Here is a 23,933-nt window from a genome sequence, read left to right as displayed (position 1 = left end):
TTGCTAAATCAATAGCAATTAAATTAGACTGTGTCATGTATGGACTCCTTAATTGGTAAAAGATGTTTTGCAATTTCTTTATACCGTACTCTCCCGTTAATGGGGAGGAGTCCATACATCTGCTACGCGACAAGGCCACCCCAATACGTTTGTCGTCGCGATTTTATATCGCGCGCTATCCGCGAACAGACAGCCCATGACGCGGGATAAGGCCACCCCAACACATTTGTCGTCGCGATTTTACATCGCGTGATAGACGTCGTGGACGTACAACCCATGACGCGGGATTAACTCGCAGCTATTCGACAAGGCCGCCCCAATACGTTTGTAGTTGCGATTTTACATCGCGGCTAACGAGTAGTATTAAATTCGCTCGCTACAGCAATGGAGCGGTGCACTATTCACTTTGCTTCTGCTCTGCTTTGGCAAGCTGAATATATTTGGTTTCAACTAGTTGAGATAAGGGAACAAGTTGATAACCTTGTTTTTCTAGCTCAGGTAAGGCTTTTTGTAAGAAAGCAACGGTTTCTGGGTAAGGGTGGGCTATCGCTATCGCATAGTTAAAGTGTTCGGCTTTAACTTTTAGTTCTTCAAGCTGCTGTGTCAATTGCTGTGTAGTCACTACGTTATCAAGAAATACATGCCTTGAGACATTCGCTACACCGTAAAAGTTAGCTGCATTTTGTGCTTCGCTTTGACTTGTTGTTCGGCTATCTAAAAAGTACAAACCACGTTTTTTTAAAACTTCCATGGTCCATTTCATGGGCTCTGTTAACTGTGTTAGCTCTGATCCCATGTGATTATTTACACCTTTCACCTGTGGAAGCGATGCAAGCGCGTGCCCAAGTGTAGCTTGTAATTCTGACTTGCTCATCGATTCTGTAAGAGCGCCTGGTCCAAGTGCTTTGCTGTTATCAAGAGCCTGCATAGGAATGTGTAGTAAAAGTTCTTTATTTATTTTACTGGCGCGTTCAGCAAACGTTTGAGCATAGGGGGTATGGGGCAAGACTGAGAAAGTGACCTGCCCCGGTAAGTTTAAAATATCAAGATCGCGTTGGTGGTAGCCTATATCATCAATGACGATAGCAATTTGTTTTGCAGAGCAAAACATTGGCAAACATACTGCGAGTAGTAACCCTTTTAATAACTTCACTTGTTGTAATTATTTTTTCCATGTAGGCACTCACTTACTGCACGATTAAGAGTTGCTGGGCAGTGAGTTGTTTTTTATCTTGTCTATCAAGTAGTGAGCTGAATAAAGCTAACTCTTGGATGTTTTTTATTATAGCGTCTTGGTTAATTTCTGAAAGTATTGTTTGATTTATACTCACATCAGGTGTGACTCCCTTTCCTTCTATTGATTGACCTGTCGGGGTGTAATAGCGAGCAGTCGTCAATTTTAGTGCTGTGTTGCCATTACCTAAAGGGATGAGTGATTGCACAGAGCCTTTACCGTAAGTTGTCTCGCCGATTAGTGTTGCTCGTTCATTATCTCTAAGGGCTGCTGCTAATATTTCCGCTGCAGACGCTGAGTTTTCGTTTATCAAAACCGCAATGGGGGCGCCATTTAGGATATCGCCATCATGAGCTTGATAATGTTGATTTGCTTCATTAAATCGACCTTTGGTTGAGACGATAACTCCGGTATCCAAGAATAAATCGGATACTTCAATTGCACCTTGCAATGTGCCACCAGGATTATCACGCAAGTCGATAATTAGCCCTGATAGTGGAAATCCGTTATTCATCTGCATTTTTGCTATCTCACGCGCAACATCGTGCAAGGTATGGTTGTTGAATGTATTGATACTTAACAGGGCTACACCTGTGTCTGCAAGGTAGCCATGCACGCTTTCTAAGTTGATTTGTTGGCGTTTGATAGAAAAACTGAGCGGGGTATCTTGTTCACGTAAAACTGAAACATCTACCGCTGATTGACCGCTTTGTTGAATAAGCTTTGCTATTTCACTCATACTTTTATTAGCGATAGGCTGTTGATTTATAGCAATCACTTTATCGTTTTCTTTTAATCCTGCTAGTGCAGCGGGGGAGTTGCTAATAGTATTAACAACAACGACATGCCCTTGTTCTATTTTTACTTCTATGCCAATACCTGTGTAGCGGCCGCTCGTACTGCTGAAAATGGCGTCTAGTTCTGTTTCATCTAAGTATTTTGAGTAGGGGTCTAAGCGCTCAAATAAGGCTTCTATTTGTTGGTTATCGGGTTGAGTAATAAAGGTATTCTGTAACTTGAGGTCATCCACATAATAGGTATGTATATTAAATAGAATCTCATTTAACTGTTGTGTATGAAGCGCTTTAAGTGATGGTTTAGCATTAACCAAAGACGGTTGCAGTAATAAATATACGAAGGCTATAAGCAATAGAAACGGCAGCCAAGTGTATAGCTTGGCTGAAGGAGAGTATAATTTAAATGGGTAAATAGTGTTTAGCATCAGCTGCTCCTCATAGGGTGCAGCTATTTAATCAATTAAATACGTCTGCACCATTTTACAGGATTTACTGCGCGTCCTTTATGGCGTATTTCAAAGTATAGACCAGGATCTGATTGTCCGCCGCTTTGGCCAACTAAGGCTATAGTTTCGCCTTCTCTGACAAGATCGCCCACATCACGAAGTAAAGTTTGGGCGTGGCCGTATAAGCTCATAAAACCATCGCCATGATCAATAGCAATCACCCAGCCAAAGCCATTTAACCAGTCTGCATACACAACTTGACCATTTTGCACGCTTTTGACATCACTACCTTCTCTAGCGCCAATGAGAACGCCTTTCCAGTCAATATTACCGTGCTTACGCTGTCCAAAGCTGTAACGAATTTTTCCCTTTGTTGGCCAGTCAAGTTTACCTTTACTGCTTTTCAAGCCAAGTAGCTCAACCTTTTTTGAGCGTTCTCTTTCTAACTCTTCTATGGCGGTGATAAGCGTTTGTTCATTTTCTTTTAGGTAATCAATTGAGCTTTTTGTTTCTTTTAGGGCTGATTGTAATTTGTTGAGGTTGCTCTTACGGTCTTGTTGCGCGCTGACAAGTGCTTGTTGTCGCGCCTTTTGCTCGTTATGCAATTCAACAAGACGTAACTTGGTTTGCTCAAGTTCTGCTTGGTTATCCGCAATTTTGATTTGTAGCGCCTTAAGCTCTTCAAGCTGCGCTATTCGTGCTTTATTTAAGTAGTTATAGTAACTGAGTGTGCGCTCAATTTTTGCGGTGTCTTGCTGGCTTAAGAGCATTTTTGAATAATCATGGCCACCAGACATATAAGCACTTTTTAGTTGGGCAGCTAGCACAGCTTGACGTTCAGCTTGCTCTTGCTTTAATTGTTTGGCTTTATCTTGAAGTTTAGCTTGTTGTTGCTCGTTCTCTTTAACTGACTGTGCAGCGAGATTCAGCGCTTTTGCATTTTTAGCTATTTCTAACTCGTGGCTACGAAGTGCACTACGCATGTCAGAAATAGACTTCCTTTGTCCTTTAAGGTCAGCTTGCGATTTTTGCAAAGCTGATTGAATTTCGGATAGGTCTTTTTTGGTTTGATCTTCATTAGCAGCAATTCCTGTTGCTGCTAATGAAGCCAGTATTAAACCAGTTTTTAGGAAGTGGTTAATACGTTTTCTCATTGTTTATTTCAGCGTCATAATTGGTTTGCCAGTCATTTCGCTTGGCTGCTCAAGACCCATTAAGTGAAGCATTGTTGGAGCAACGTCACTCAGTGTTTTACCATTGTGAGGTGTCGCGTCACGGCCCACGTAAATAAAGGGAACTGGTTCACTGGTATGGGCTGTATGTGCTTGACCCGTTGCAGGATTGGCCATTTGCTCAGCATTACCGTGGTCAGCTGTGATTAACGCTTCACCACCGTGCTCTTCAAGTGCAGAAATTACACGGCCTATACAGTGATCAACAGCTTCACATGCTTTGACAGCCGCTTCGAATACGCCTGAGTGTCCAACCATATCGCCGTTAGGGTAGTTGCAGATAATGGCATCGTATTTACCGCTGGCAATTGCTTCAACAAGTTTGTCGGTTAGCATTTCTGAGTTCATTTCAGGTTGCAGGTCGTAAGTAGCCACTTGTGGTGATGGAATTAGTTCACGAGTCTCGCCAACAAATTCATCTTCACGGCCGCCACTAAAGAAAAAGGTGACGTGTGCATATTTTTCTGTTTCAGAGATGCGCAGTTGCGTTTTGCCTTGTTTCTCGAGCCATTCACCTAAAACGTTTGTTAAAGGCTCAGGTGCAAATGCAACAGGGGCTTTAATATCGGCAGCGTACTCTGTCATCATTACAAAACCACTAAGAACAGGGGCTTTCTTTTTTTCAAAACCATTGAAGTCAGCGTCAACAAACGCGCGGGTCATTTCACGAGCGCGATCAGCTCTGAAGTTGGCAAAAATAATTGTGTCACCATCGTTAATTTCTACTGCTGATTGGCCTTCAGGCACAATCGTTGTAGCCGCGACAAATTCATCATTTTCATCACGCTCGTAGGCAGCTTCGAGTGCGCTAACACCGTCGCTAAAACTGTGACCAGCAATACCACTCACCATAACATCATAAGCTGCTTCGACACGATTCCAGCGGTTGTCTCTATCCATTGCATAGTAACGACCCACTAAGGTTGCTAAGCGACCACAGTTAAGCTTTGCAAATAGTGCTTCAATTCGCTCAATAGAGGCTTTCGCACTGCGTGGTGGCGTATCACGACCATCCAAAAAAGCATGGAAGTATACTTCTTTGGCACCGCGCTCAGCTGCAAGCTCGATAGTAGCAACGATATGATCTTCATGGCTATGAACGCCACCTGGGCTTAAAAGTCCCATGATATGAACAGCTTTACCTGCATTGACTGCTTTATCGATGTTTTCAACAAGAGCAGGGTTGTGAGCGAACTCACCATCTTCAATCGCTTTAGTGATACGCGTAAAATCTTGGTAGACAATGCGGCCAGCACCCAAGTTAACATGACCTACTTCTGAGTTACCCATTTGTCCTTGTGGTAAACCAACATCAAGGCCAGACCCTGAAATGAGTGTATGAGGGCGCGTTGCCCAAAGTTCATCGAGTACAGGGGTATTAGCAGCAAGTATTGCATTACTTTCAGTGTCTTCACGGTATCCCCAACCGTCTAAGATCATTAATACCAATGGTTTTTTATGCTCTGTCATTATCGCTCCTGAAGATTGGCACTTATATACCATTAGCATACCGTGTTTTAGGGTTTTGATCAGCTATCAATATGTCATATTAAAATATTTCACGCTCTAGTATTTTCGATTCAAGCACGTATACTTGCGTGGCATATTTTAATAACCCCATGGTAAGTCGCCGTGGTCGTAGATATCTTAGTGGAAAACGCATGGATCAATACATTGAGTTTGTCGGTAATCATCCGATATTGAGCATTATCTGGCTTGCATTGGTGGCAATGCTTATCAGTAGCTGGTTTAAAAGTAAATTTTCAGCAATTCGTCAAATTAATCCACAACAAGTGACTTTGTTGATTAACCGTGAAGATGGCCAAGTTGTTGATATTAGAGCTCAAAAAGAATTTAACTCGGGTCATATCGCCGGTGCAACACACCTAAGCTCAGAAAAGGCAAAACAATCTGATTTTTCAAGCCTTGAAAAGTTCAAGAGTAAACCCATTATACTAGTATGTACCACGGGCATGACCGCCTCAGGTATCGCAACTGCAATGCATAAAGCAGGATTTGAACGTGTATATGTATTATCGGGTGGTATGGGTGCTTGGCAATCGGCCAGTTTACCAACGACAACCGGTCGCTAATAGCATCACGTAGCAGCCCAATAGAGGATTTATTATGAGTAATGTTGTTCTTTACACCAAGGCGTACTGCCCTTTTTGCCAACGCGCATTAGCTTTACTAGACAGTAAAGGTGTAAGTTATACGAACATTGATATTGGTGAGCATCCTGAACGTCGTGACGAAATGATCGACAAAGCCAATGGTGGCTATACAGTGCCGCAAATTTTTATTAATGATGAACATATTGGCGGTTGCGACGACATGATGGCGATAGAAGCACAAGGTCTATTAGACGCTAAGCTGAACGCTTAAAATTTATTATAAAAACGAATACAAGTTAGGAATTACAATGAACGAAGAAAACCAGAACGCAGCAGCAGAACAACAAGCAGGTGCTCAATTCACAATTCAACGTATCTATACAAAAGATGTTTCTTTTGAGACACCAAACTCACCAGCTATCTTTCAAAAAGAATGGACGCCTGAAGTTAAGTTAGACCTTGATACTCGTTCAAATAAGTTAGAAGAAGGTGTTTTTGAGGTTGTTCTTGCTCTGACAGTTACTGCATCAATCGGTGAAGAAACAGCTTTCTTATGTGAGATCCAACAAGCGGGTATTTTCACTATTGGTGAAGTTGAAGAAGTTCAATTAGCACATATGCTAGGCGCATTTTGCCCGAACGTATTGTTCCCGTATGCACGTGAAGCAGTTTCAAACTTAGTTAACCGTGGTACTTTCCCACAACTTAACTTAGCGCCTGTTAATTTTGATGCATTGTTTGCTCAGTACATGCAACAACGTGCAGCTCAAGAGCAACAGGCTCAAGCAGACGCATAAGCAATGACTACAGCACAATCAGCTGTTACAGTTTTAGGGGCGGGGTCGTATGGCACCGCCCTTGCTATTTGCTTTGCCAGAAATGGTCACCCAGTGACTTTGTGGGGGCGAAATAGCGATGACGTTGCCACGCTTGCAGCTGAGCGAAAGAATCAACGTTATCTTCCTGATGTGGATTTTCCACAAACCCTTTCACTTGAATCTGATCTCGAAACGGCGGTTAAGGCCAGCAAGATTATTCTTGTGGTTGTGCCAAGCCATGCGTTTGCTACAACACTACAGCAGATAAAGCCATGGTTGCAAGAAGGTGCCCAAGTAGCTTGGGCTACTAAAGGACTGGAGCCAAATACAGGACGCTTATTGCAAGAAGTTGCGATGCAGGAATTAGGCGATGATATGCCGCTTGCTGTGTTGTCTGGGCCTACTTTTGCTAAAGAGATGGCGATGGGGTTACCTACTGCAATTTCTGTGTCATCAACATCCAGTGACTTTGCAAAGCAACTTGCCGAATTATTGCATTGTGGGCGCTCTTTTAGGGTGTATAACAATGACGATTTTATTGGTATTCAGCTCGGTGGTGCGGTTAAAAATGTCATTGCGATTGGTGCCGGTATGTCGGATGGCTTTGGTTTTGGTGCCAATGCTAGAACAGCCCTGATCACTCGTGGCCTTGCGGAGTTATGTCGATTAGGCTGTGCTTTGGGGGCTCGCTCAGATACCTTTATGGGGATGGCAGGGCTAGGTGACTTGATTCTAACCTGTACAGATAATCAGTCTCGAAATCGACGCTTTGGCTTAGCACTTGGCAAAGGCGAAGGGGTAGAAGCTGCTATAAAATCAATTGGTCAAGTGGTTGAAGGTTATCGAAATACTAAAGAAGTGTATTTGTTAGCTGAGCGTACTGGTATTGAAATGCCAATCACTGAGCAAATTTACAAAGTGTTGTACGAAAACAAAAATGTAAAAGAAGCAGCAATGGCGCTACTCGGACGTGAACAAAAATCTGAGTAGACCATATATAGCAACTATAGACATTAAAAAGCGCGATTTTATATCGCGCTTTTGTTTTTAAGTTAATTGTTTAGCCAATTTATTTTTGATGAACTCATTGACCTGCTCGACCTTGAGTGGCTTACTGTAGTAGTAACCTTGCTGACAGTGACACCCCATTATGTGCAGCATATACGCCTGCTCTTGTGTTTCAATTCCTTCTGCAACAACGTTAATATTCAAATACTTTGCAAGGCGGACAATCGTTGCTGTGATATTTCTATCTTGTTCATTATTAGCAATATCTCTGACAAATGACTTATCAATTTTCAACGTATCGATAGGGAAACGCTTTAAATAGCTTAACGATGAATGTCCCGTGCCAAAATCATCTAGCGCTATTTGTACACCCAGCGATTTAATACGCTTCATTTGCTGCTCTGCAAATTGTGGGTTTTCCATCATGGCACTTTCGGTTATTTCTAGCTCTAAGCATGATGCTGGTACATCAAACTTTGCTAAGTTATCAACTAATGTATCGATTAGATTACTTTGCTGAAAGTGTAAGGCAGAAATATTAATCGCGACCTTTCCAAAAGCAAGATTTTGATGCCGCCAAGCTGCGAGTTGTTTTAGTAACTGCGCGAGTAGTAGTTGGGTAAGGGGGATAATCGCGCCATTTTGTTCCGCTAAAGGAATAAATTCATCAGGGTTAATTAAACTTCCATCTTCTTGGGGCCAACGAACTAAGGCTTCAAAACCATACAAACGGTTGTGATGAGCATCATACTTAGGCTGGAAATAAAGTTCGAACTCATTGTTAGTAATAGCCTTGAATAACGCACTTTCTTTTGTGAGCTCTGTTGGGTCGAGGGTATGGCGTTCTTTATCAAAAAACTGATATGTATTTCGGCCTATTTTTTTTGCATGATTTAAGGCGCTGTTAGCGCTGCGCATTAGGTTTTCGCAGTTATACGCATTCTCAGGGTAGATTGCGATTCCACAACAAGCGGAGAGAGATGTTTCGAAACCATCGAGCATAAAAGGTGTTTTAAATTGTCGAAGTACTAAATCAGCGGTTTTTTTGGCAAAGAAAATGGTTTTATCGGAGTATAGGTAGGGAGGGACTAAAATTGCAAACTCATCAGCGCCTAATCTAGCAATAGTAAAACCTGAGTTAAGTGTATTCGTTAGTCTACAAGCGACTTCTTTTAAAAGCATGTCACCTACTGTATGACCAAGAGAATCGTTAATTTTTTTAAAGTTGTCCAGATCTATAAATAAAATGAGGAGGCTTGGGTATTTGTCATTGCAGGCGTTGATTGCTTTATCTAACGATTCTATAAAAATAGTGCGGTTTGATAACCCTGTAACCGTGTCTTTTGTGGTAAGCCTAAGCATTGTTCGCTCATGGTTTTTACGTGCAGTAACATCTGAAAATAAACCTACATAGCGAACAAACTGCCTTGGAAATTTAGGTGTTGCCACTTTGGTAATACACAAATCAAGTGCATATGGTTGACCATCTTTGCGTAAGTTCCAAATTTCACCTGACCAATAACCATCCTGCACTAACTCTTGTTGGATCATTTGTTCGAGTTGCCGATCGCGGCCATCTTTAGTGAGGGCTTTAAACTCCTTGCCCATGACATCTTCTTTACGATAACCCGAAATTTCACAAAATGTATTATTGACCTCAATTATTTTGAAGTGCTCATCACTGACCCAAATCGCATCTTTCGACTGTGATAAAAGCGCATCAATTAACATCATTTTTTGACTTTTTTGATTATAAATAACGGCTATAAAAAGCCCAATGATGGCTAATAGGATAAGGAAGAGTAGAATGGGGATACTGTTAGGTAGGTTTGATGCGATTGATGATGCAACGCTAACAGAATGTTGCATCATTAAAGTTATGCTGAATAAAACAGTAAAAAAGCGCATCTAGACTCGTCTTTAGGAACAGGCTTAACTTATTTAGATTAGTTCATAAAAAAGGGTCGTGCTAAAAAATTAATGAAATTTTATTAGATACGCTTTTCAATAACTTATTGACCATTCACAAACCCCAGCTGACGCCAAGACTCATAGACAAATACAGCCACAGAATTAGATAAATTCATGCTTCGACTGTCTTTTTGCATTGGAATACGTACTCGTTGTTCTTTAGGCAAAGATTGAATTAGTTCATCAGGTAAGCCCCGAGTTTCAGGACCGAATACTAAACAATCACCAGGTTGGTATTGAGCTTGGTGATGAAACTGACTGCCTTTTGTTGTGCAAGCATAAACTTTGTTAGGCTGGCACTTCTCAAGATAAGCTTCGAAAGAAGCATGACGTTGCACATGACTAAATTCATGATAATCAAGCCCTGCGCGTTTTACACGTTTATCATCCCATTCAAACCCAAGTGGTTCAATAAGGTGTAAAGCGTAGCCTGTATTTGCACATAAGCGAATGATATTACCTGTATTAGGTGGGATCTCAGGTTGGTACAACACAATATCAAGCATTTGAATCTCATTTTTAAACAATATGATCTGCAGCTGAGTATACACGAACTAGAATAAAAAGATGATATACTCAAGATTGATAATATCTAAAGGTAAGTTGTTGTGAAACATCGTAGTTATGAGTTTTGGGTAAGAACCGCCAGTCTTGTTACGATTATGATGGTGAGTTTGATGATTGCTGCAAAGAGCTGGGCGTGGCTAGCCTCTGGCTCTGCGTCTATGTTGGGCTCGTTAACCGATTCATTGATGGATATCACAGCATCCCTAATGAGCTTTTTGGTACTTGGTTATGCGCTGCGTCCTGCTGATGATGATCATCGTTTTGGTCATGGCAAGGCAGAGGCTCTTGCGGGGCTGGCACAAGCTGCTTTTATTGCCGGCTCAGGCTGCTTCTTAGCATTTCATGGTATAGAAAGGCTGATCAACCCTGTTACGCTAAAGCACTCAAGTTTAGGTATTTGGGTGAGCCTATTTGCGATAGTGTGTACCTTGGTTGTGGTATTTGTGCAAACCAAGGTGATTAATCACACTGAGTCAATCGCTATTAAGGCAGATTCAATTCACTACAAGGGCGATTTAATACTTAATCTCGCGGTATTAATCGCGATAGTGTTAGCTAAGTATGGCATGACTTATGCCGATCCCCTTTTTGCCATTGGTGTGGCTGTTTATTTACTTTATAACAGCTGGGATATTGCTCGTGACAGTGCCGACCACTTAATGGATAAAGAACTACCTGATGAAGAAAAAGCGGAAATTCTGAGTATTGTAAACAGCCATAAAGAGGTGTTTGGCGCTCATGATATTCGTACACGCCAAGGTGGTAAAATTAAATTTATTCAGATGCACTTAGAGCTTGAAGACAACTTACCCCTTATTCGCGCACACCAAGTCGCAGATGAAGTGGAGGCGATGATAAAGGCTTATTTCGACTGTGAAATGGACATATTAATGCACTTAGATCCGCTTTCTGTCGTTAAAAAGCCACCTTACAGTGAATCACAAAACTGATAAAAGTCAGTGAGCACAGCGTGTCTTATCTCATCTCGCTCGAATAACAACTCATGGCGTGCATGTGGGTAGCTTTTTAAGCGTGCTTTTTTTTGCCTATGTGTGAGCGCAAATTGTGCGGCGTTATCAACAACGGTATCTTGCTCTGCACTGGCAATGAAAAGAGGGATCGACACTTTTCTGTCTACTAATGCGGCAATGAAATCAAAAGAAGCGTTTAGCCAGCCATAGGTCACACCACCTAATTGTAAATCAGGCTCTGCTAAATAAAGCTCTCTGAACTGCTTATACCTCACTTCACTGCTTGTGAGCTCATTTACGGCAAAGTCGACAGGTAAATAATTGTTTTGTCCAAACGCATAACTGCGGCCAAGGCCAATTAAAGAGGCTATTTTCGCGGCAAGTTTAGCAAGAGGTTTAGGGGTGCCTTTGGTATAAATATCAAACATAGGCGCTGATAAAAATGCCCCTGAAAATGTATGTTGATAACGGGACAAAAAGTCATAAGCAATCGCACAGCCCATAGAATGGCCAAGTAAAACCTGTTTGCCTTGCCAGTGTGTTTGTACCACTTTTTCGTTAAATGTAGCAAAGTCGTCAGCGTAATCACTAAAACGGTTTACATAGCCTTTATGTGTGTTTTTTAAAAGGCGATAAGAGCGTCCTTGGCCTTGATGGTCAACGATAAAGACGGCATAACCATTTTTGTATAACTCCCATAAAAGCTCTTTATATTTAAATAATGACTCGATACGACCACTGCTAATTATAATTGCTGTCGTTGCTTGCTGTGGAATTGCAAATCCATAGTATAAAGTACCATGACGGGTCGTTAAAAAGTCTTGTTGTAACTGCTCTGAAAAAAACGTGTTTATTTTGGTTGTGTTATTAGCAAGGTTGGCTTCATCACTATAAAACATACTTAGCTCTTTATTGGCAGACGAATTTTAACGCAAAGCCCGCCTTGTTCTTGGTTTTCGAGTATTAGCGTACCATCATGGGCTGAAATTGCATTTTTGGCAATCGCAAGCCCTAAACCTGTACCTCCTGTATTTCTATCCCTGGCATGCTCTTGACGAAAAAAAGGTTCGCATAATCTTTCAAGGTTGGCTTCATCAACCCCTTTACCGTCGTCACAAATGGTAATGTAAATCGCATCAGACTCAGACAGTATTAGATGAATGTGTTGAGTGGCATATTTAATTGCATTACGGAGCACATTCTCAAGCGCACTGGCGATGAGTGTTTCATCACAAGGCACTTCTTTTTCAATTTTTCCTTCAACGCTGAGGTGCTTATTGCACTGGTTTGCCTCAAAGCGAACATCATTTAAAACATGATCAATAATAACCTGTATCGACTGTGTACTTAGCGATAAAGTCTGACTTTTTGCTTCAAGGCGAGATACCTGTAAAACATCTGCAATCATTTTATCAAGCTGATTCGCCTCTTTTTCAATACGCTCTAAATAGGCTTGTTGTGCATCTTCTGCTTGCATCTGTGCAAGGCCTGTTGCCATTTTAAGACGCGTTAGCGGAGAACGTAACTCATGAGAAATATCTGCAAGTAAACGTTTTTGCGCACTAATTAATTGCTCAAGCTGTGTTGCCATTGTATTAAAGTCGCGCCCTAATACGCCCAACTCATCTTGTCGTGAATTAGAGATATCAGCACGTGCCGTTAAGTCGCCATGCGCAAGCTTATTGGCAGTTTCTTTAAGGCTGTTGATAGGGGCTATCAGATTGCGGCTAAAGAAAAAACTCAACATAAGTGAGGCGATTACCGCAATAATAATTTTTAACCATGTTGGCATAAGCCAAAGACCAACAAAGAAGGGCTTTTTACGTTTTTCATCTATTTCATAAAGGAAAAATGTTCCCTCTGGCACATCGATTTTTACAGGCCCATAAGCTTGGTATTCATCGGTAAAGATAATTTGTGGTGACATACGCTTGGTAAAGTTTAATAAACTTAAGTCTATGTCCTTAGAAATAGGCTCACTGAGCATCTCTACACCATGCACTTCACCATTTAAATACAATAACTTGTGTTTCGATAGGCGGGGATGTGAAATGACATCTTGTGTTGATTTGCCATGTTTAGCCACAATACGCTCAATACTTTTTGCCGTATATTGCAAGTTTTTAAGCATGGGGCCGCGAAGCTCATCATTACCCACGTTGCTGGTTAATTTACTTAAAAATACCAAGGTGGTAATTGTGGCGATAACCGTTACCCAAAACCAAGCAAAAATCTTTAAAAATAAATAATGACGTGGTTTTTTAAACCAATCAGGTGTCTTCATATTACTCGCCTTGAATCAGCACATAGCCGCTACCACGCATTGTTTTAATACGCTCATTATTTACATGCTCAGCAATTTTTTTGCGAATATTGCTGACGTGCATGTCGATTGAGCGATCAAAGGGAGCAAGGCGTCTGCCGAGCACTTGTTCGCTTATTTGCTCTTTACTTATGACTTCTCCTGCATGCTGAACTAGCATGGCCAAAATTTCGTACTCAGTGCCTGTCAGGCTCAATGTGTTTTCATTCACAGAGGCTTCGCGAGTCGCAAGGTTAATATGAATGCTATTTACACTCAGGGAGCTTGTTTGCTGCTGCGATAAGCTATTAATATGTTCAATACGACGAGTTATCGCTTTTACGCGAGCTAGTAACTCTCTGTGATTAAAGGGTTTAGGGATGTAGTCATCAGCACCGAGCTCTAAGCCAAAAATACGGTCGAAGTCTTCGCCTTTAGCGGTGAGCATTATAACAGGCGTGAGCTTTTTCTGACGAAGTTGTTTTAACACTTCAAAGCCGTCCATAGATGGGAGCATGACATCAAGTAAAATAAGTTCGTAATTGTGATTAAGAGCGTGTGCTAAGCCTTCAGCACCATCATGAAAACAATCTACTGCAAACCCTTGTGCGGTTAAGTACTCGCTGAGTAGTTCGCACAACCCTGTATCGTCGTCGATCATTAATAGTTTCATTCTGACACCTGTTTACTCGTTTCTATAAGGTTATTCTACTTAGTAAATTGTGTAAAAGTGAATCTTTACATAACCTTTACACTGGTTTGCGTTCCTTTGCATTGAACTTTGTATAGTTAACTCATCAGCTCAAAACAAGCATTGAGCACAACCCAACAAAAGGTAATGATTATGACTATTTCAAATAAGCTTTCTAAATTCGTATTTGTTTGTGGTTTAGCAGCAGCCAGTGTTGCTGCAACTCCTGTTATGGCAAAAGGGGATATGCATCGTGGCATGAACCCACACGCGCGTTTTTTATTATCTGAGCGTGGTATCGATAAATTACAACTGACTGAAGACCAGCAAACGCAGCTAAAAGCTATTTTTGCTGAGCAAAAAACGCAATTTAAAGCACTACATGGTGATAAAGAAACCATGAAAGCTAATCGTGCAGCTTACAAAGAAAAGATGGATGTGCTTCTTGCAACCCAAGCGTTTGATGAAAATGCAGCAATGGAATTGATTAAAGCGCGTGAAGAAAAAACACAACAAGCTGCTTTGATTAAACTAAAATCAGAGCATGCTATTTGGCAAGTTCTTAATGCTGAGCAGCGTGAAAGCTATAAAGAAATTAAAAAGCATATGCGTAAAAAAGGCCACAAGAAAGGTCAACATCGTCCACGTGGTGAGCGCAAAGATAAACGTTCAGACAGTAAATAATTAAAAAATGCGGCTTAAATGCCGCATTTTTTACATTTTGAGCTTAAAAACTCTATTCTTTAAAAAACGAGTCGTCATTTTTAGCAAGCATGGCTTCGATATCTTCAATCATATCTTGGTTTAGCTCGTTGGCATTGCTAATGGGGCTCGAGATTTTATTATTCTCAAACGACCATTCACCTAGGTCGATGAGCTGGCAGCGTTTTGAACAAAAAGGGCGGTGCGGGCTTTGTTCTGACCACTCGACTTTTGCTTTACATGTTGGGCAGTTTACAACTGTTGGCATGGTTTTCTTCTCAATTAAGCTTATGCATTTAGGTGATCTTACTAAAGCTCAGCGTGAGAATCGAGTCACGAGTTAAAAACTCGTCACACGATTTACTTCAGCCAGTGAGGTAACACCATCTGCTGCTTTTTTTAGCCCCGACAGTCTTAAGTTATTAAAGCCAGATTTGAGCGCCACCTCTGCAATTTCAAGCGAGTTGCCACCACGCATAATAATTTGTGCTATTTCAGGTGTGATCTGCATAACTTCATAAATACCAACACGGCCTTTATAGCCTTCGGTACAACTGTCGCACCCTTTAGGTGCAAATAATTGAATTTCACTTAATGTGTCTTTATCAAAGCCTTGGCGAATAAGCTCTTCATCGGGGAGCTTTTCTGGGGTTTTACATTTAGGGCATAAGCGACGCGCTAGACGCTGCGCAATGATAAGACTAATTGAGCTTGCTACGTTATACGCAGGTACACCCATATTTAATAAACGGGTTAAGGTTTCTGGTGCCGAGTTAGTATGCAGAGTAGATAAAACCAAATGGCCTGTTTGCGCTGCTTTGATTGAAATTTCAGCAGTTTCAAGGTCACGGATCTCACCGACCATAACCACATCGGGATCTTGTCGTAAGAAGGCTTTCAAGGCATTGGCAAAGGTCATATCTGCTTTTGGATTGATTTGCACTTGGTTAATGCCTTCAAGATTGATCTCTACAGGATCTTCGGCGGTACTGATATTGCGCTCAGGCTGGTTCAGAATATTTAAACCAGTATAAAGCGATACGGTTTTACCAGACCCCGTTGGGCCGGTGACCAATATCATACCTTGAGGTTGCTCAAGGGCGTCCATGTAGAGTTTTTTCTGCTCTGGTTCATAACCGAGTACATCAATACCGAGCATGGCACTTGATGAGTCGAGAATACGCATAACGATTTTCTCGCCCCAAAGAGTTGGTAAGGTACTGACACGAAAATCAATACTCTTTCGCTCTGTTATTTTTAGTTTAATGCGACCATCTTGAGGTTTACGCTTTTCTGCAATATCTAAGCGAGACATTACTTTGATACGTGCTGATAAACGGCTCGCTAAGCTATTCGGCGGACTGGCCATTTCATGTAAGATGCCATCAATACGAAAGCGCACTCGATAGCGGTGTTCATAAGGTTCAAAGTGTAAATCGGATGCACCTTTCTTAATGGCATCCATCAATATTTTATTGATGTAGACGATGATAGGGGCATCGTCTTTGTCTTCATCACTGCCTGAAATATCTTTAGGCTTTTCAGTTTCAAGATCGCCCAGTTCTTTAAATTCGTCTTCGCTTAAGTGCAAACTACCCGTTGCATCCAGCAGTTGTTCTATTTTATTTTCTAACTGGTTGTAATCAACCACCACCACTTCACATGATAACCCTGTACTAAATTCAAAGTTTTCAAATGCACCGTAGTCAGTAGGGTCAGAGGCTGCAATATAAAGTTTACGGCCCTTTTTAATGAGCGGTAGAATGTGATGCTCGCGAATTAGCTTTTCTTTTATCAGCTCTTCACTGATAAGCGAGACATCAAAGTCTTTAATATCGAAATAAGGAACGCGAAAAAGATCGGTGCACTGCTCCGCAAGCTCATGACCATCAATCTGGCAGCTTTTAGAAATAAGCTCAGCCGTAGAGTTATATTCACGCTGCTTGAGTTTTACTGTTTCTGCGTCAATACGGCCAAGAGTAATAAATTTTCTAAGTAACGGTGAGTTAATATTCATTGCGCACCTTGGTTGATCCTTTCTTTGTCACAATTTATCAGAAAAAAGAAGGGTGTAACATGAGTCTTGTCTATTTCGGCAAAATAGCCAAATAAATTCACTATAAAGTCAGTTATTTATAAGTTGTGCTAGTTATTTATTCTTAACTTTAATTGAGGTTAAAACCACGCCATGTTAACTCATGGCACTTAACTGCAAATAGCTCTGGTGCAGTGCTTTAACGTCATTGGCAACCTCAGTTAATGGGCGATTATTATCTAAAATATCGTTTGCTTTTTGTTGCTTATTTTCGCGCGACATTTGCGATGCGATAATTTGCTTAGCTTGCTCGATTGATACTTTATCGCGGGCTGTTGTTCTGGCTATTTGCACATCAACTGGCACATCTATTAATAAAGTATGTGAGCAATATTGTTCAAGACCATTTTCAAATAACAAAGGAGCAACGAGTATCACATAATCGCTGGTGGCCTGCGCTAATTGCGTAAGCATCGACTCCCTTATTAGTGGGTGCATTAAAGCATTTAACCACTGTTTCTCGGCTTCATTTTCGAAAATAATAGCACGAAGTTTTGCTCTATCTAGTGTACCTTCTGAGGTTAAAATGTCTTCACCAAAATGGGCTGTTATCTGCTTTAGCCCTTGTGAACCTGGTAGCACGACTTCTCTGGCAACAATATCTGCATCAACCACCGTGATTGATAGCTCTTCGAACATCGCACTAATTGCACTTTTACCTGAGCCGATACCGCCAGTTAACCCTAATACCCAATTTGCCATAGTTAGTGACCCAAATAGCTAAAGTAGTAAGCTTGTATTTGTTCACCCCACAGTAAAGTAACCCAGCCAGCAATCGCAAGGTAAGGGCCAAATGGAATCGGGGTCGTTTTATCTTTACCTTGCAAAATAATTTGAGCAATACCAATGATTGCGCCCACCACACTTGAAAGCAGCACAATGGTTAAGATTGATTGCCAACCTAGTAAGCCACCAAATACGGCTAAAAGCTTAAAGTCACCATATCCCATACCTTCTTTACCGGTTGCTAATTTAAATAACCAATAAACACTCCATAAACTTAAGTAACCAACGGCTGCGCCAATTATGGCGTCAGAAGGGGCAATGGTGATATCCATGACTGCTGCAATGAGAGTAAGCCACACCAGTGGAAGAGTGAGCTGGTCGGGTAGCAACATATGATCGATATCGATAAATGTTAAAGCAATAAGCACCCAAGTAATAAAAATATAAAGTAGAGCAAGTTCTGTCGCACCAAAAAGCGATGCCACTACAAGGCTTAACCCTGCAGTGAGCATTTCTATGATTGGGTAGCGAACAGAAATTGCTGTTTTACAACTGCCACAGCGACCTTTAAGTAACAACCAACTAATAACAGGAATATTTTGCCATACCTTTATAGGTGCTTTGCATTTTGGGCAGGTCGAATTTGGTTTAACTAAATTAAACGGTGCCTGCTCTGTGGTATTTTGAGATGGTAATTCATCAGCTAATAAAACACGGCATTCCGATTGCCATTCTCGTTTCATCATCAGTGGTAACCTATAAATTACCACATTTAAAAAACTGCCAATACATAGGCTAACCAGCCCAACAGTTAAAAAATAAAACCACGGTTGGCTTTGCATAACAGTGGCAATATCAAGAAAGAAATTTTGCATTAAACTACCTAAAACTTTTTGTGCATTACAAGCGCAATAAATTATCGCGGGTAAATCCGCTGCTACAAGGGTGTAGTCGCGATTTTATATCGCGTTTAAGTTGCTATGCCCAATGCGCTTTATAAATTGTCGCGGGATAAACCCGTTGTTACATGGGCGTAGTCGCGATTTTGTATCGCGTTTAATTAACCACACCCGAATGGTAACTAGATAACAGAACCTAATTGGAAAATTGGTAAGTACATAGCCACAATTAAACCGCCAACAAGCACACCTAATACAGCCATTATTAAAGGCTCAAGTAAACTCGAAAGGCCATCGACCGCATCGTCAACTTCTTGCTCGTAAATAGTCGCGACTTTGGCAAGCATCCCATCTAATGAGCCTGACTCTTCGCCAATGGCGACCATTTGTACAACCATGTCGGGGAATATTTTAGAGTTACGCATGGCCCAGTTCATTTGATTACCTGAGCTCACCTCAGCTTTAATTTCTAAAATAGCGTAGCGATACACTGCATTGCCCGAGGCACCTGCCGCTGAGTCTAAGGCATCAACCAATGGCACACCAGCTGCAAAGGTGGTTGAGAGTGTCCGTGCGTAGCGCGCAACTGCTGCCTTATTTAAAATCATACCCACAACAGGGAGTTTTAATACCGCTCTGTCGTTGGCATCTCTGAGTTTTTTACTTTTTAGGAGCGCTTCTTTGTAAACAAAGCCTAAGCCAACTAGTGCAATGAGCATCATCCACCAGTATTCTTGCATAAACTCCGAAATACCGATCACCATCAAGGTAAAAGCAGGTAGCTCTGCGCCAAAGCCGTTAAAAATGTCTTGGAATTGTGGCACTACAAAAATGAGTAGAATAGAGGTGACAATTAAAGCCACCACCAACACCGCAATAGGGTAAAACATGGCTTTTTTAATTTTTGATTTTAGCGCTTCCGCTTTTTCTTTATAAAGCGCAACACGGTCAAATATTTTATCAAGGGCACCCGATTGCTCACCTGAGGCCACTAAATCGCAATACAAATCATCAAAATAGCGGGGGTGTTTGCGAAGAGCTTGAGAAAGCGGTACACCAGCTTTTACTTCGTCACCTATGCCTTCCATCAGCTTGGCAACACTTTTGTTTTTAGCGCCAGAACCAATCATTTCGATAGATTGTATTAAAGGAACACCGGCCATCAGCATAGTGGCTATTTGTCTGGTGATAAGAGCAATGTCTTTGGCGGTAATTTTTTGGACACGAGAGCTGAATAAAGATTTTTGTTTGCGTTTGACTTTTGAAGGGGTGATACCTTGTTTTCTAAGTTGCGCTTTGACTAAGGCAATACTTTGCCCAGACAACTCTCCTTCAAGTTTTTTGCCTCTTGAGTTGACGCCTTCCCATTCAAATGTATCTAATTCATCTTTTGATTTTAACATGTACTTTTAACACAGCCCCGAGTTTATACAGTTTCCTGATGTTTTCCATGATAGAGTTTTATTTGAATTTATTATTGGAGTGAGAATGTAAGTAGTATTAGTCCCGTTATTCAGAATCGAACTTTCAACATATATGACTCCATTCGTGACAGTCGCTGTTAAAATATATTTATGTGGAATTATATATGGAGAATTGTTTTCAGGTATACCTAAGTTTCCACCATCGAAGTCATTAAGGTTAGTTGGTTTTTTTGTATGATAAGCAACTTCAATGCTATTTTTATAAATCGATGTTGCTAAGATTACTTCGGAAAACTTTGCTCTGTTCGTATATAGAGAGTACTGTGGTATTGCTATCGAGGCTAATAAGCCAACGATAGCAATTGTAATTAGCACCTCAATTAGAGTAAACCCAGATTTACTGTTACTAGCAGCTATCCTAGACATGAGGTGCAATTATACCTAGCAAAAGCCATTTGTTAGGCATGTTCCGCCTTCAGTCCAATCAACTGGAGGAGTGATACCATCCGCCTCTAAAGTATATGTTATGCCATCTAAAGGAGAGCCATCAGTTTTCCAAGTTACAGTAATTAAGCCATCAGCAACAGTTACGCCATGATCAGTCGCTGAAACCGTGATATCAGCAGGAATACCAAGTTTAGCAGCATCTAAATCAGTTTTCGCTGTAGGGTTTTTAGTCTGAATAGCTAATTCCATAGCTGTTTTGTATGGCGTTACAGCTAATACAGCTTCTGCAAATTTAGCTCTATTTGTATAATTTTGATAAGCAGGTAGTGCTACTGCAGCCAAAATACCGATGATTGCTACTACAATCATTAATTCAATTAGGGTGAAACCCTGTTGCTTTTGTTGTGTCATTTGTTCCTCTCCTAAAGGATATGATGTGTTGTAAGTTTAGCTGTTGGTTCAGCATTGTAAAATTAATGCTTAATCTACAGAATAAATCTTACAGTTTTACTTAAAATTTCAATCAAACAGTCTGTTTGTAAACAGACTATCCTAAATTTTTGCTTATTCAGCGTATGTAAATTTACTTTAGCATTTATAAATGTTTTTGGAAGCTGTTTTCCCGCTAGCTAGCTGGTTTTTCAGAACTTTCCTACTTTAGTTTGAGACGGATCACGTTTTAAGCGAATCCCTGTAATAACGTGTAAATAAAATTGTTTTGATATAACTTGTTGAGTTAATTGCAATCTTTACTTTAGTACAGAGTGAGTTGGCTTATACAGTCTCAAAGTTCTAATTAAATATATATTTTTTGTTACCAGCTCAGGCTTTTTGCGTATTTAATGCTTTTTTTATTACCGTGTCAACGAATTAGGTAAAGATTAAATACGCAAATAAAGAAGAATTAGGCGTTAAAACGCATAGATAAGTCGATTGATTGTAAATTTTTTGTAAGTGCACCGCTTGATATGAAATCTACCCCCGCTTGTGAGTAGGTTTTCAATGTTTCAAGGGTCATATTGCCAGACACTTCTAACTTGGCACGCTTGTCAGTTATTACCACTGCTTGTTGAATTTGTTCAACGCTAAAGTTATCAAGCATGATGATATCAGCACCGGCATCAATAGCTTGCTCAAGCTCATTTAAAGATTCAACTTCAACTTCAACAGGTTTGCTTGGGTGATTCAATTTAGCTTGAGCAACCGCTTTATCAATGCCACCGCAAGCCGCAATGTGGTTTTCTTTAATAAGGAATGCGTCGAACAACCCAATTCGATGATTGGCGCCGCCACCGCATTTTACTGCATATTTTTGTAGTGCGCGTAAGCCTGGAATGGTTTTGCGGGTATCCAATAATTGAGTTGTGGTGCCTGCAAGTTCTTTTACATAATGTGCTGTGGTTGTGGCTGTGCCTGAGAGTGTTTGCACAAAATTAAGTGCTGTACGCTCGGCTGTTAAAATCGCACGGGCAGAACCACTGGCTGTAAATAAGGTACTGTTGGCTGCAACGGTGTCGCCATCGTTGACTAACACATCCACCTTTACAGACTCATCAACCTGTTTAAATACTTCTAAAATGATGTCTTTACCACAAAACACGCAGTCTTCGCGAGTAATCACTTTGGCATTAGCTTGTTCATTTTCTGGAATAAGCTGTGCGGTGATATCACCGTCATTTGCTGATTGGTAATTAAGGTCTTCATCTAGCGCAAGTTTAACTAATTGGCTAATTAAAGAGTGGGGAACAGACATGTCAAAGCTCATTGTGTAGTAAGAAGTTAGCAAAATTTTACTATGTTTAACTCTTGATTAGAAGATATAGGCTCGCTTGTTTTTGGCAACTAGACCCAAGGTTGTTAAGCCATTACACTGTTTAACTTTCTTGTCATGGTTAGTTTTTAGTATGTATATAGATGACTTAGGTCGATTAAACACGGTATTACAGCGCTCATCTAGCCATTGTGATGAACGCCCAGACGGTGAAGTCTCGTTGCTTGTTATACATAATATTTCATTGCCAGCAGGGCAGTTTTTAACCCCTTATGTTGATGATTTATTTATGGGCTGTATTGATTGTGACGCTCATGAAACGTTTAGTGATTTACAGGGGCTTAGGGTCTCGGCTCATTGTTTTATTCGTCGTACAGGTGAGGTTATTCAATATGTGCCTTTTGAAAAGCGAGCTTGGCATGCAGGTCTTTCAATGTTTGAAGGGCGAGGGCAGTGTAACGATTTTAGCGTGGGGATTGAGCTTGAAGGAACAGATAAAACCCCCTATACCCAAGCACAATATAATGCATTACAATCACTAACAAAGGCGTTAATTTATAAGTATCCAGCTATTACACGCTCACGCATTGTTGGGCATTGCGATATTGCTCCTGGTCGCAAGACGGATCCAGGCGAGAGCTTCGACTGGCAATATTATTTTGATTTAGTGTTTTAAAGGAAATAGGTAACAAGATGATCTTAATTTCAATCATTATTGCGCTAGTCATAGAGCGTTTGGGCGCGCGTGCTGATTATTGGCAAATTAGTCATTATGCAAATAGTTACCTAACGCTTTCAAATAAGCAGTTGTCGAAGAAGGGGTTATTTTACTCTCCAATTGGCTTTTTAATTTGGCTGATGTTGCCGGCACTTGCAATTGCCATTGTTTTTCAGTTATCTGATTCAATTATTTGGCAATTAGCGATTAATGTTGTGGTGTTGTTGGTGTGTTTTGGCTGCGCTAAACAGCGAGCACTTTATAAGTCGTACTTAAATGCATTAACGCGCAATGACCTTGAAGCGGCAAGTTTATATGCACTACAAATCGGGCAAAAGAAGCTTGAAGATGAGCCGCAAGGCGAAACCTTCGGCCAAACATTAGCATGGCTTAACTTTCGGTTTTATTGCGCAGTGATATTTTGGTTTGTCATTTTAGGTGTGCCTGGTGCTGTGTTGTACGCATTAGTGCGTACTTATGCTGATAAAGTACGGGATGACCATCGTGTAATTTATGCAAAGCGTTTCAAACTTATTCACACATTACTATTTTGGCTTGATTGGTTACCTGCACGTGTTGCGAGCTTTGGTTACTTAGTAATTGGTAACTTTAATAAAGGAACCAGTTGTTGGCTTAAGTATGTTTTAGATTTTTCAGTAAGCAACCGCAAAGTAGTGACGCAAACAGCCCTTGCAGCTGAACAAATTGAGCAACAACATTTTGGTTGTACTTACGAAGCAACCTGTATGATGAAATTAGTAAAACGAAACGTCCTGTTTTTTTTAGTGATCATCGCCGCATTGACCTTGTTTGGTGGCTTAGCGTAGTCGCGATTTTATATTGCGTTTGGGTTTGAAATTTGTTTCGAGCTGTCGCGGGGTAAACCCGCTTATATGGACTCCTCCGATTGCACAAGCCTTTTTTACATTAAGCTGATGTGATTGCGTACTTATATACGGACTCTAATGAGGCGCTACCTCGGTCACTTTGATGTTTTCGC

At 40.9% G+C, this 23,933-nt stretch carries 24 protein-coding genes; 8 read left to right on the top strand and 16 right to left on the bottom strand.

Going from position 1 to position 23,933, the window contains the following annotated elements; genetic code table 11:
- Positions 1-397 precede the first annotated feature (397 nt).
- From L3V38_RS20180 to gpmM, 4 genes are all read right to left on the bottom strand, one after another.
- Entirely contained in the window at positions 398-1,111 is a 714-nt protein-coding gene (locus L3V38_RS20180; RefSeq protein WP_237120539.1) for a divergent polysaccharide deacetylase family protein, read from the bottom strand.
- 76 nt (positions 1,112-1,187) lie between these two features.
- Positions 1,188-2,456 carry a S41 family peptidase gene (locus L3V38_RS20175; RefSeq protein WP_237120536.1) on the bottom strand — a complete coding sequence of 423 codons (1,269 nt, stop codon included), beginning with the start codon at positions 2,454-2,456 and terminating at the stop codon, positions 1,188-1,190.
- 35 nt (positions 2,457-2,491) lie between these two features.
- Positions 2,492-3,631 carry a peptidoglycan DD-metalloendopeptidase family protein gene (locus tag L3V38_RS20170; protein WP_237120535.1) on the bottom strand — a complete coding sequence of 380 codons (1,140 nt, stop codon included), beginning with the start codon at positions 3,629-3,631 and terminating at the stop codon, positions 2,492-2,494.
- Between the two features lie 3 nt (positions 3,632-3,634).
- The gene (gene gpmM, locus L3V38_RS20165; protein ID WP_237120534.1) at positions 3,635-5,179 is read right to left on the bottom strand and encodes a 2,3-bisphosphoglycerate-independent phosphoglycerate mutase; all 1,545 of its coding nucleotides are present in this window, start codon (positions 5,177-5,179) and stop codon (positions 3,635-3,637) included.
- Positions 5,180-5,370: 191 nt separating this feature from the next.
- Between gpmM and L3V38_RS20160 the strand changes: the two genes are divergently transcribed.
- Genes L3V38_RS20160 through gpsA form a run of 4 tightly spaced genes read left to right on the top strand, consistent with a single transcriptional unit; the run spans position 5,371 to position 7,631 of the window.
- Positions 5,371-5,802 (top strand): rhodanese-like domain-containing protein, encoded by a 432-nt coding sequence (locus L3V38_RS20160; protein WP_062570054.1) that lies wholly within the window; start codon positions 5,371-5,373, stop codon positions 5,800-5,802.
- Positions 5,803-5,836: 34 nt separating this feature from the next.
- Positions 5,837-6,094 carry a glutaredoxin 3 gene (gene grxC / locus L3V38_RS20155; protein WP_062570055.1) on the top strand — a complete coding sequence of 86 codons (258 nt, stop codon included), beginning with the start codon at positions 5,837-5,839 and terminating at the stop codon, positions 6,092-6,094.
- A 37-nt stretch (positions 6,095-6,131) separates the two neighbouring features.
- On the top strand, positions 6,132-6,620 hold the full coding sequence (gene secB / locus L3V38_RS20150; protein WP_062570056.1) for a protein-export chaperone SecB: 489 nt from the start codon (positions 6,132-6,134) through the stop codon (positions 6,618-6,620).
- 3 nt (positions 6,621-6,623) lie between these two features.
- Complete coding sequence (gene gpsA / locus L3V38_RS20145; protein ID WP_237120533.1) at positions 6,624-7,631, top strand: NAD(P)H-dependent glycerol-3-phosphate dehydrogenase; 1,008 nt, start codon at positions 6,624-6,626, stop codon at positions 7,629-7,631.
- A gap of 57 nt (positions 7,632-7,688) precedes the next feature.
- On the opposite strand, the gene L3V38_RS20140 is transcribed toward gpsA, so the two are convergent.
- Positions 7,689-9,521 carry a GGDEF domain-containing phosphodiesterase gene (locus tag L3V38_RS20140; protein ID WP_237120532.1) on the bottom strand — a complete coding sequence of 611 codons (1,833 nt, stop codon included), beginning with the start codon at positions 9,519-9,521 and terminating at the stop codon, positions 7,689-7,691.
- Between the two features lie 140 nt (positions 9,522-9,661).
- A complete protein-coding gene (gene trmL, locus L3V38_RS20135; RefSeq protein WP_130150706.1) occupies positions 9,662-10,126 on the bottom strand; it encodes a tRNA (uridine(34)/cytosine(34)/5-carboxymethylaminomethyluridine(34)-2'-O)-methyltransferase TrmL in 465 nt (154 codons plus the stop codon).
- A 102-nt stretch (positions 10,127-10,228) separates the two neighbouring features.
- Here trmL and L3V38_RS20130 point away from each other — a divergent pair, with 102 nt between their 5' ends.
- Entirely contained in the window at positions 10,229-11,137 is a 909-nt protein-coding gene (locus L3V38_RS20130; RefSeq protein ID WP_130150707.1) for a cation diffusion facilitator family transporter, read from the top strand.
- Here the strand turns inward: L3V38_RS20130 and L3V38_RS20125 are convergent.
- The 3 genes from L3V38_RS20125 to L3V38_RS20115 are packed head-to-tail and all read right to left on the bottom strand — an operon-like array spanning position 11,116 to position 14,133.
- Positions 11,116-12,057: an alpha/beta fold hydrolase gene (locus tag L3V38_RS20125; protein WP_237120531.1), complete on the bottom strand. Its 942-nt coding sequence runs from the start codon at positions 12,055-12,057 to the stop codon at positions 11,116-11,118. The two genes, L3V38_RS20130 and L3V38_RS20125, sit on opposite strands and share 22 nt — an antisense overlap.
- Before the next feature lie 2 nt (positions 12,058-12,059).
- Positions 12,060-13,442, bottom strand: a complete 1,383-nt coding sequence (locus L3V38_RS20120; RefSeq protein ID WP_130150709.1) for an ATP-binding protein — start codon at positions 13,440-13,442, stop codon at positions 12,060-12,062.
- Position 13,443: 1 nt separating this feature from the next.
- Complete coding sequence (locus L3V38_RS20115) at positions 13,444-14,133, bottom strand: response regulator transcription factor (protein WP_062570060.1); 690 nt, start codon at positions 14,131-14,133, stop codon at positions 13,444-13,446.
- Positions 14,134-14,304: 171 nt separating this feature from the next.
- Between L3V38_RS20115 and L3V38_RS20110 the strand changes: the two genes are divergently transcribed.
- On the top strand, positions 14,305-14,835 hold the full coding sequence (locus tag L3V38_RS20110; protein ID WP_237120530.1) for a Spy/CpxP family protein refolding chaperone: 531 nt from the start codon (positions 14,305-14,307) through the stop codon (positions 14,833-14,835).
- Between the two features lie 52 nt (positions 14,836-14,887).
- Here the strand turns inward: L3V38_RS20110 and yacG are convergent, their stop codons facing one another.
- The 7 genes from yacG to nadC all read right to left on the bottom strand — a co-directional run bounded on the left by yacG (position 14,888) and on the right by nadC (position 22,197).
- Positions 14,888-15,121 (bottom strand): DNA gyrase inhibitor YacG, encoded by a 234-nt coding sequence (gene yacG, locus L3V38_RS20105; RefSeq protein WP_130150711.1) that lies wholly within the window; start codon positions 15,119-15,121, stop codon positions 14,888-14,890.
- Positions 15,122-15,193: 72 nt separating this feature from the next.
- Complete coding sequence (gene pilB, locus L3V38_RS20100; RefSeq protein WP_130150712.1) at positions 15,194-16,870, bottom strand: type IV-A pilus assembly ATPase PilB; 1,677 nt, start codon at positions 16,868-16,870, stop codon at positions 15,194-15,196.
- 174 nt (positions 16,871-17,044) lie between these two features.
- Complete coding sequence (gene coaE, locus L3V38_RS20095; RefSeq protein WP_237120529.1) at positions 17,045-17,650, bottom strand: dephospho-CoA kinase; 606 nt, start codon at positions 17,648-17,650, stop codon at positions 17,045-17,047.
- Between the two features lie 2 nt (positions 17,651-17,652).
- Complete coding sequence (locus L3V38_RS20090; RefSeq protein WP_276574300.1) at positions 17,653-18,549, bottom strand: A24 family peptidase; 897 nt, start codon at positions 18,547-18,549, stop codon at positions 17,653-17,655.
- Between the two features lie 206 nt (positions 18,550-18,755).
- Positions 18,756-19,976 (bottom strand): type II secretion system F family protein, encoded by a 1,221-nt coding sequence (locus L3V38_RS20085; RefSeq protein ID WP_237120528.1) that lies wholly within the window; start codon positions 19,974-19,976, stop codon positions 18,756-18,758.
- Between the two features lie 462 nt (positions 19,977-20,438).
- Positions 20,439-20,855 carry a prepilin-type N-terminal cleavage/methylation domain-containing protein gene (locus L3V38_RS20235; protein ID WP_267136437.1) on the bottom strand — a complete coding sequence of 139 codons (417 nt, stop codon included), beginning with the start codon at positions 20,853-20,855 and terminating at the stop codon, positions 20,439-20,441.
- A 493-nt stretch (positions 20,856-21,348) separates the two neighbouring features.
- Positions 21,349-22,197, bottom strand: a complete 849-nt coding sequence (gene nadC, locus L3V38_RS20070) for a carboxylating nicotinate-nucleotide diphosphorylase (protein ID WP_130150717.1) — start codon at positions 22,195-22,197, stop codon at positions 21,349-21,351.
- Between the two features lie 151 nt (positions 22,198-22,348).
- On the opposite strand from nadC, the gene ampD reads away from it, so the two are divergent.
- Both ampD and ampE read left to right on the top strand, forming a co-directional pair.
- Positions 22,349-22,891, top strand: coding sequence for a 1,6-anhydro-N-acetylmuramyl-L-alanine amidase AmpD (gene ampD, locus L3V38_RS20065; RefSeq protein WP_237120527.1), 543 nt, complete (start codon positions 22,349-22,351; stop codon positions 22,889-22,891).
- 17 nt (positions 22,892-22,908) lie between these two features.
- Positions 22,909-23,760 (top strand): beta-lactamase regulator AmpE, encoded by an 852-nt coding sequence (ampE, locus tag L3V38_RS20060; RefSeq protein WP_237120526.1) that lies wholly within the window; start codon positions 22,909-22,911, stop codon positions 23,758-23,760.
- The last annotated feature ends 173 nt before the right edge of the window (positions 23,761-23,933 follow it).

Origin of the sequence: Pseudoalteromonas sp. L1 (assembly GCF_021728095.1) — a bacterium.
GTDB lineage: Bacteria > Pseudomonadota > Gammaproteobacteria > Enterobacterales > Alteromonadaceae > Pseudoalteromonas.
Note: the sequence above shows the minus strand (reverse complement) of the source record. Positions and strands in the feature narration are given on the sequence as shown.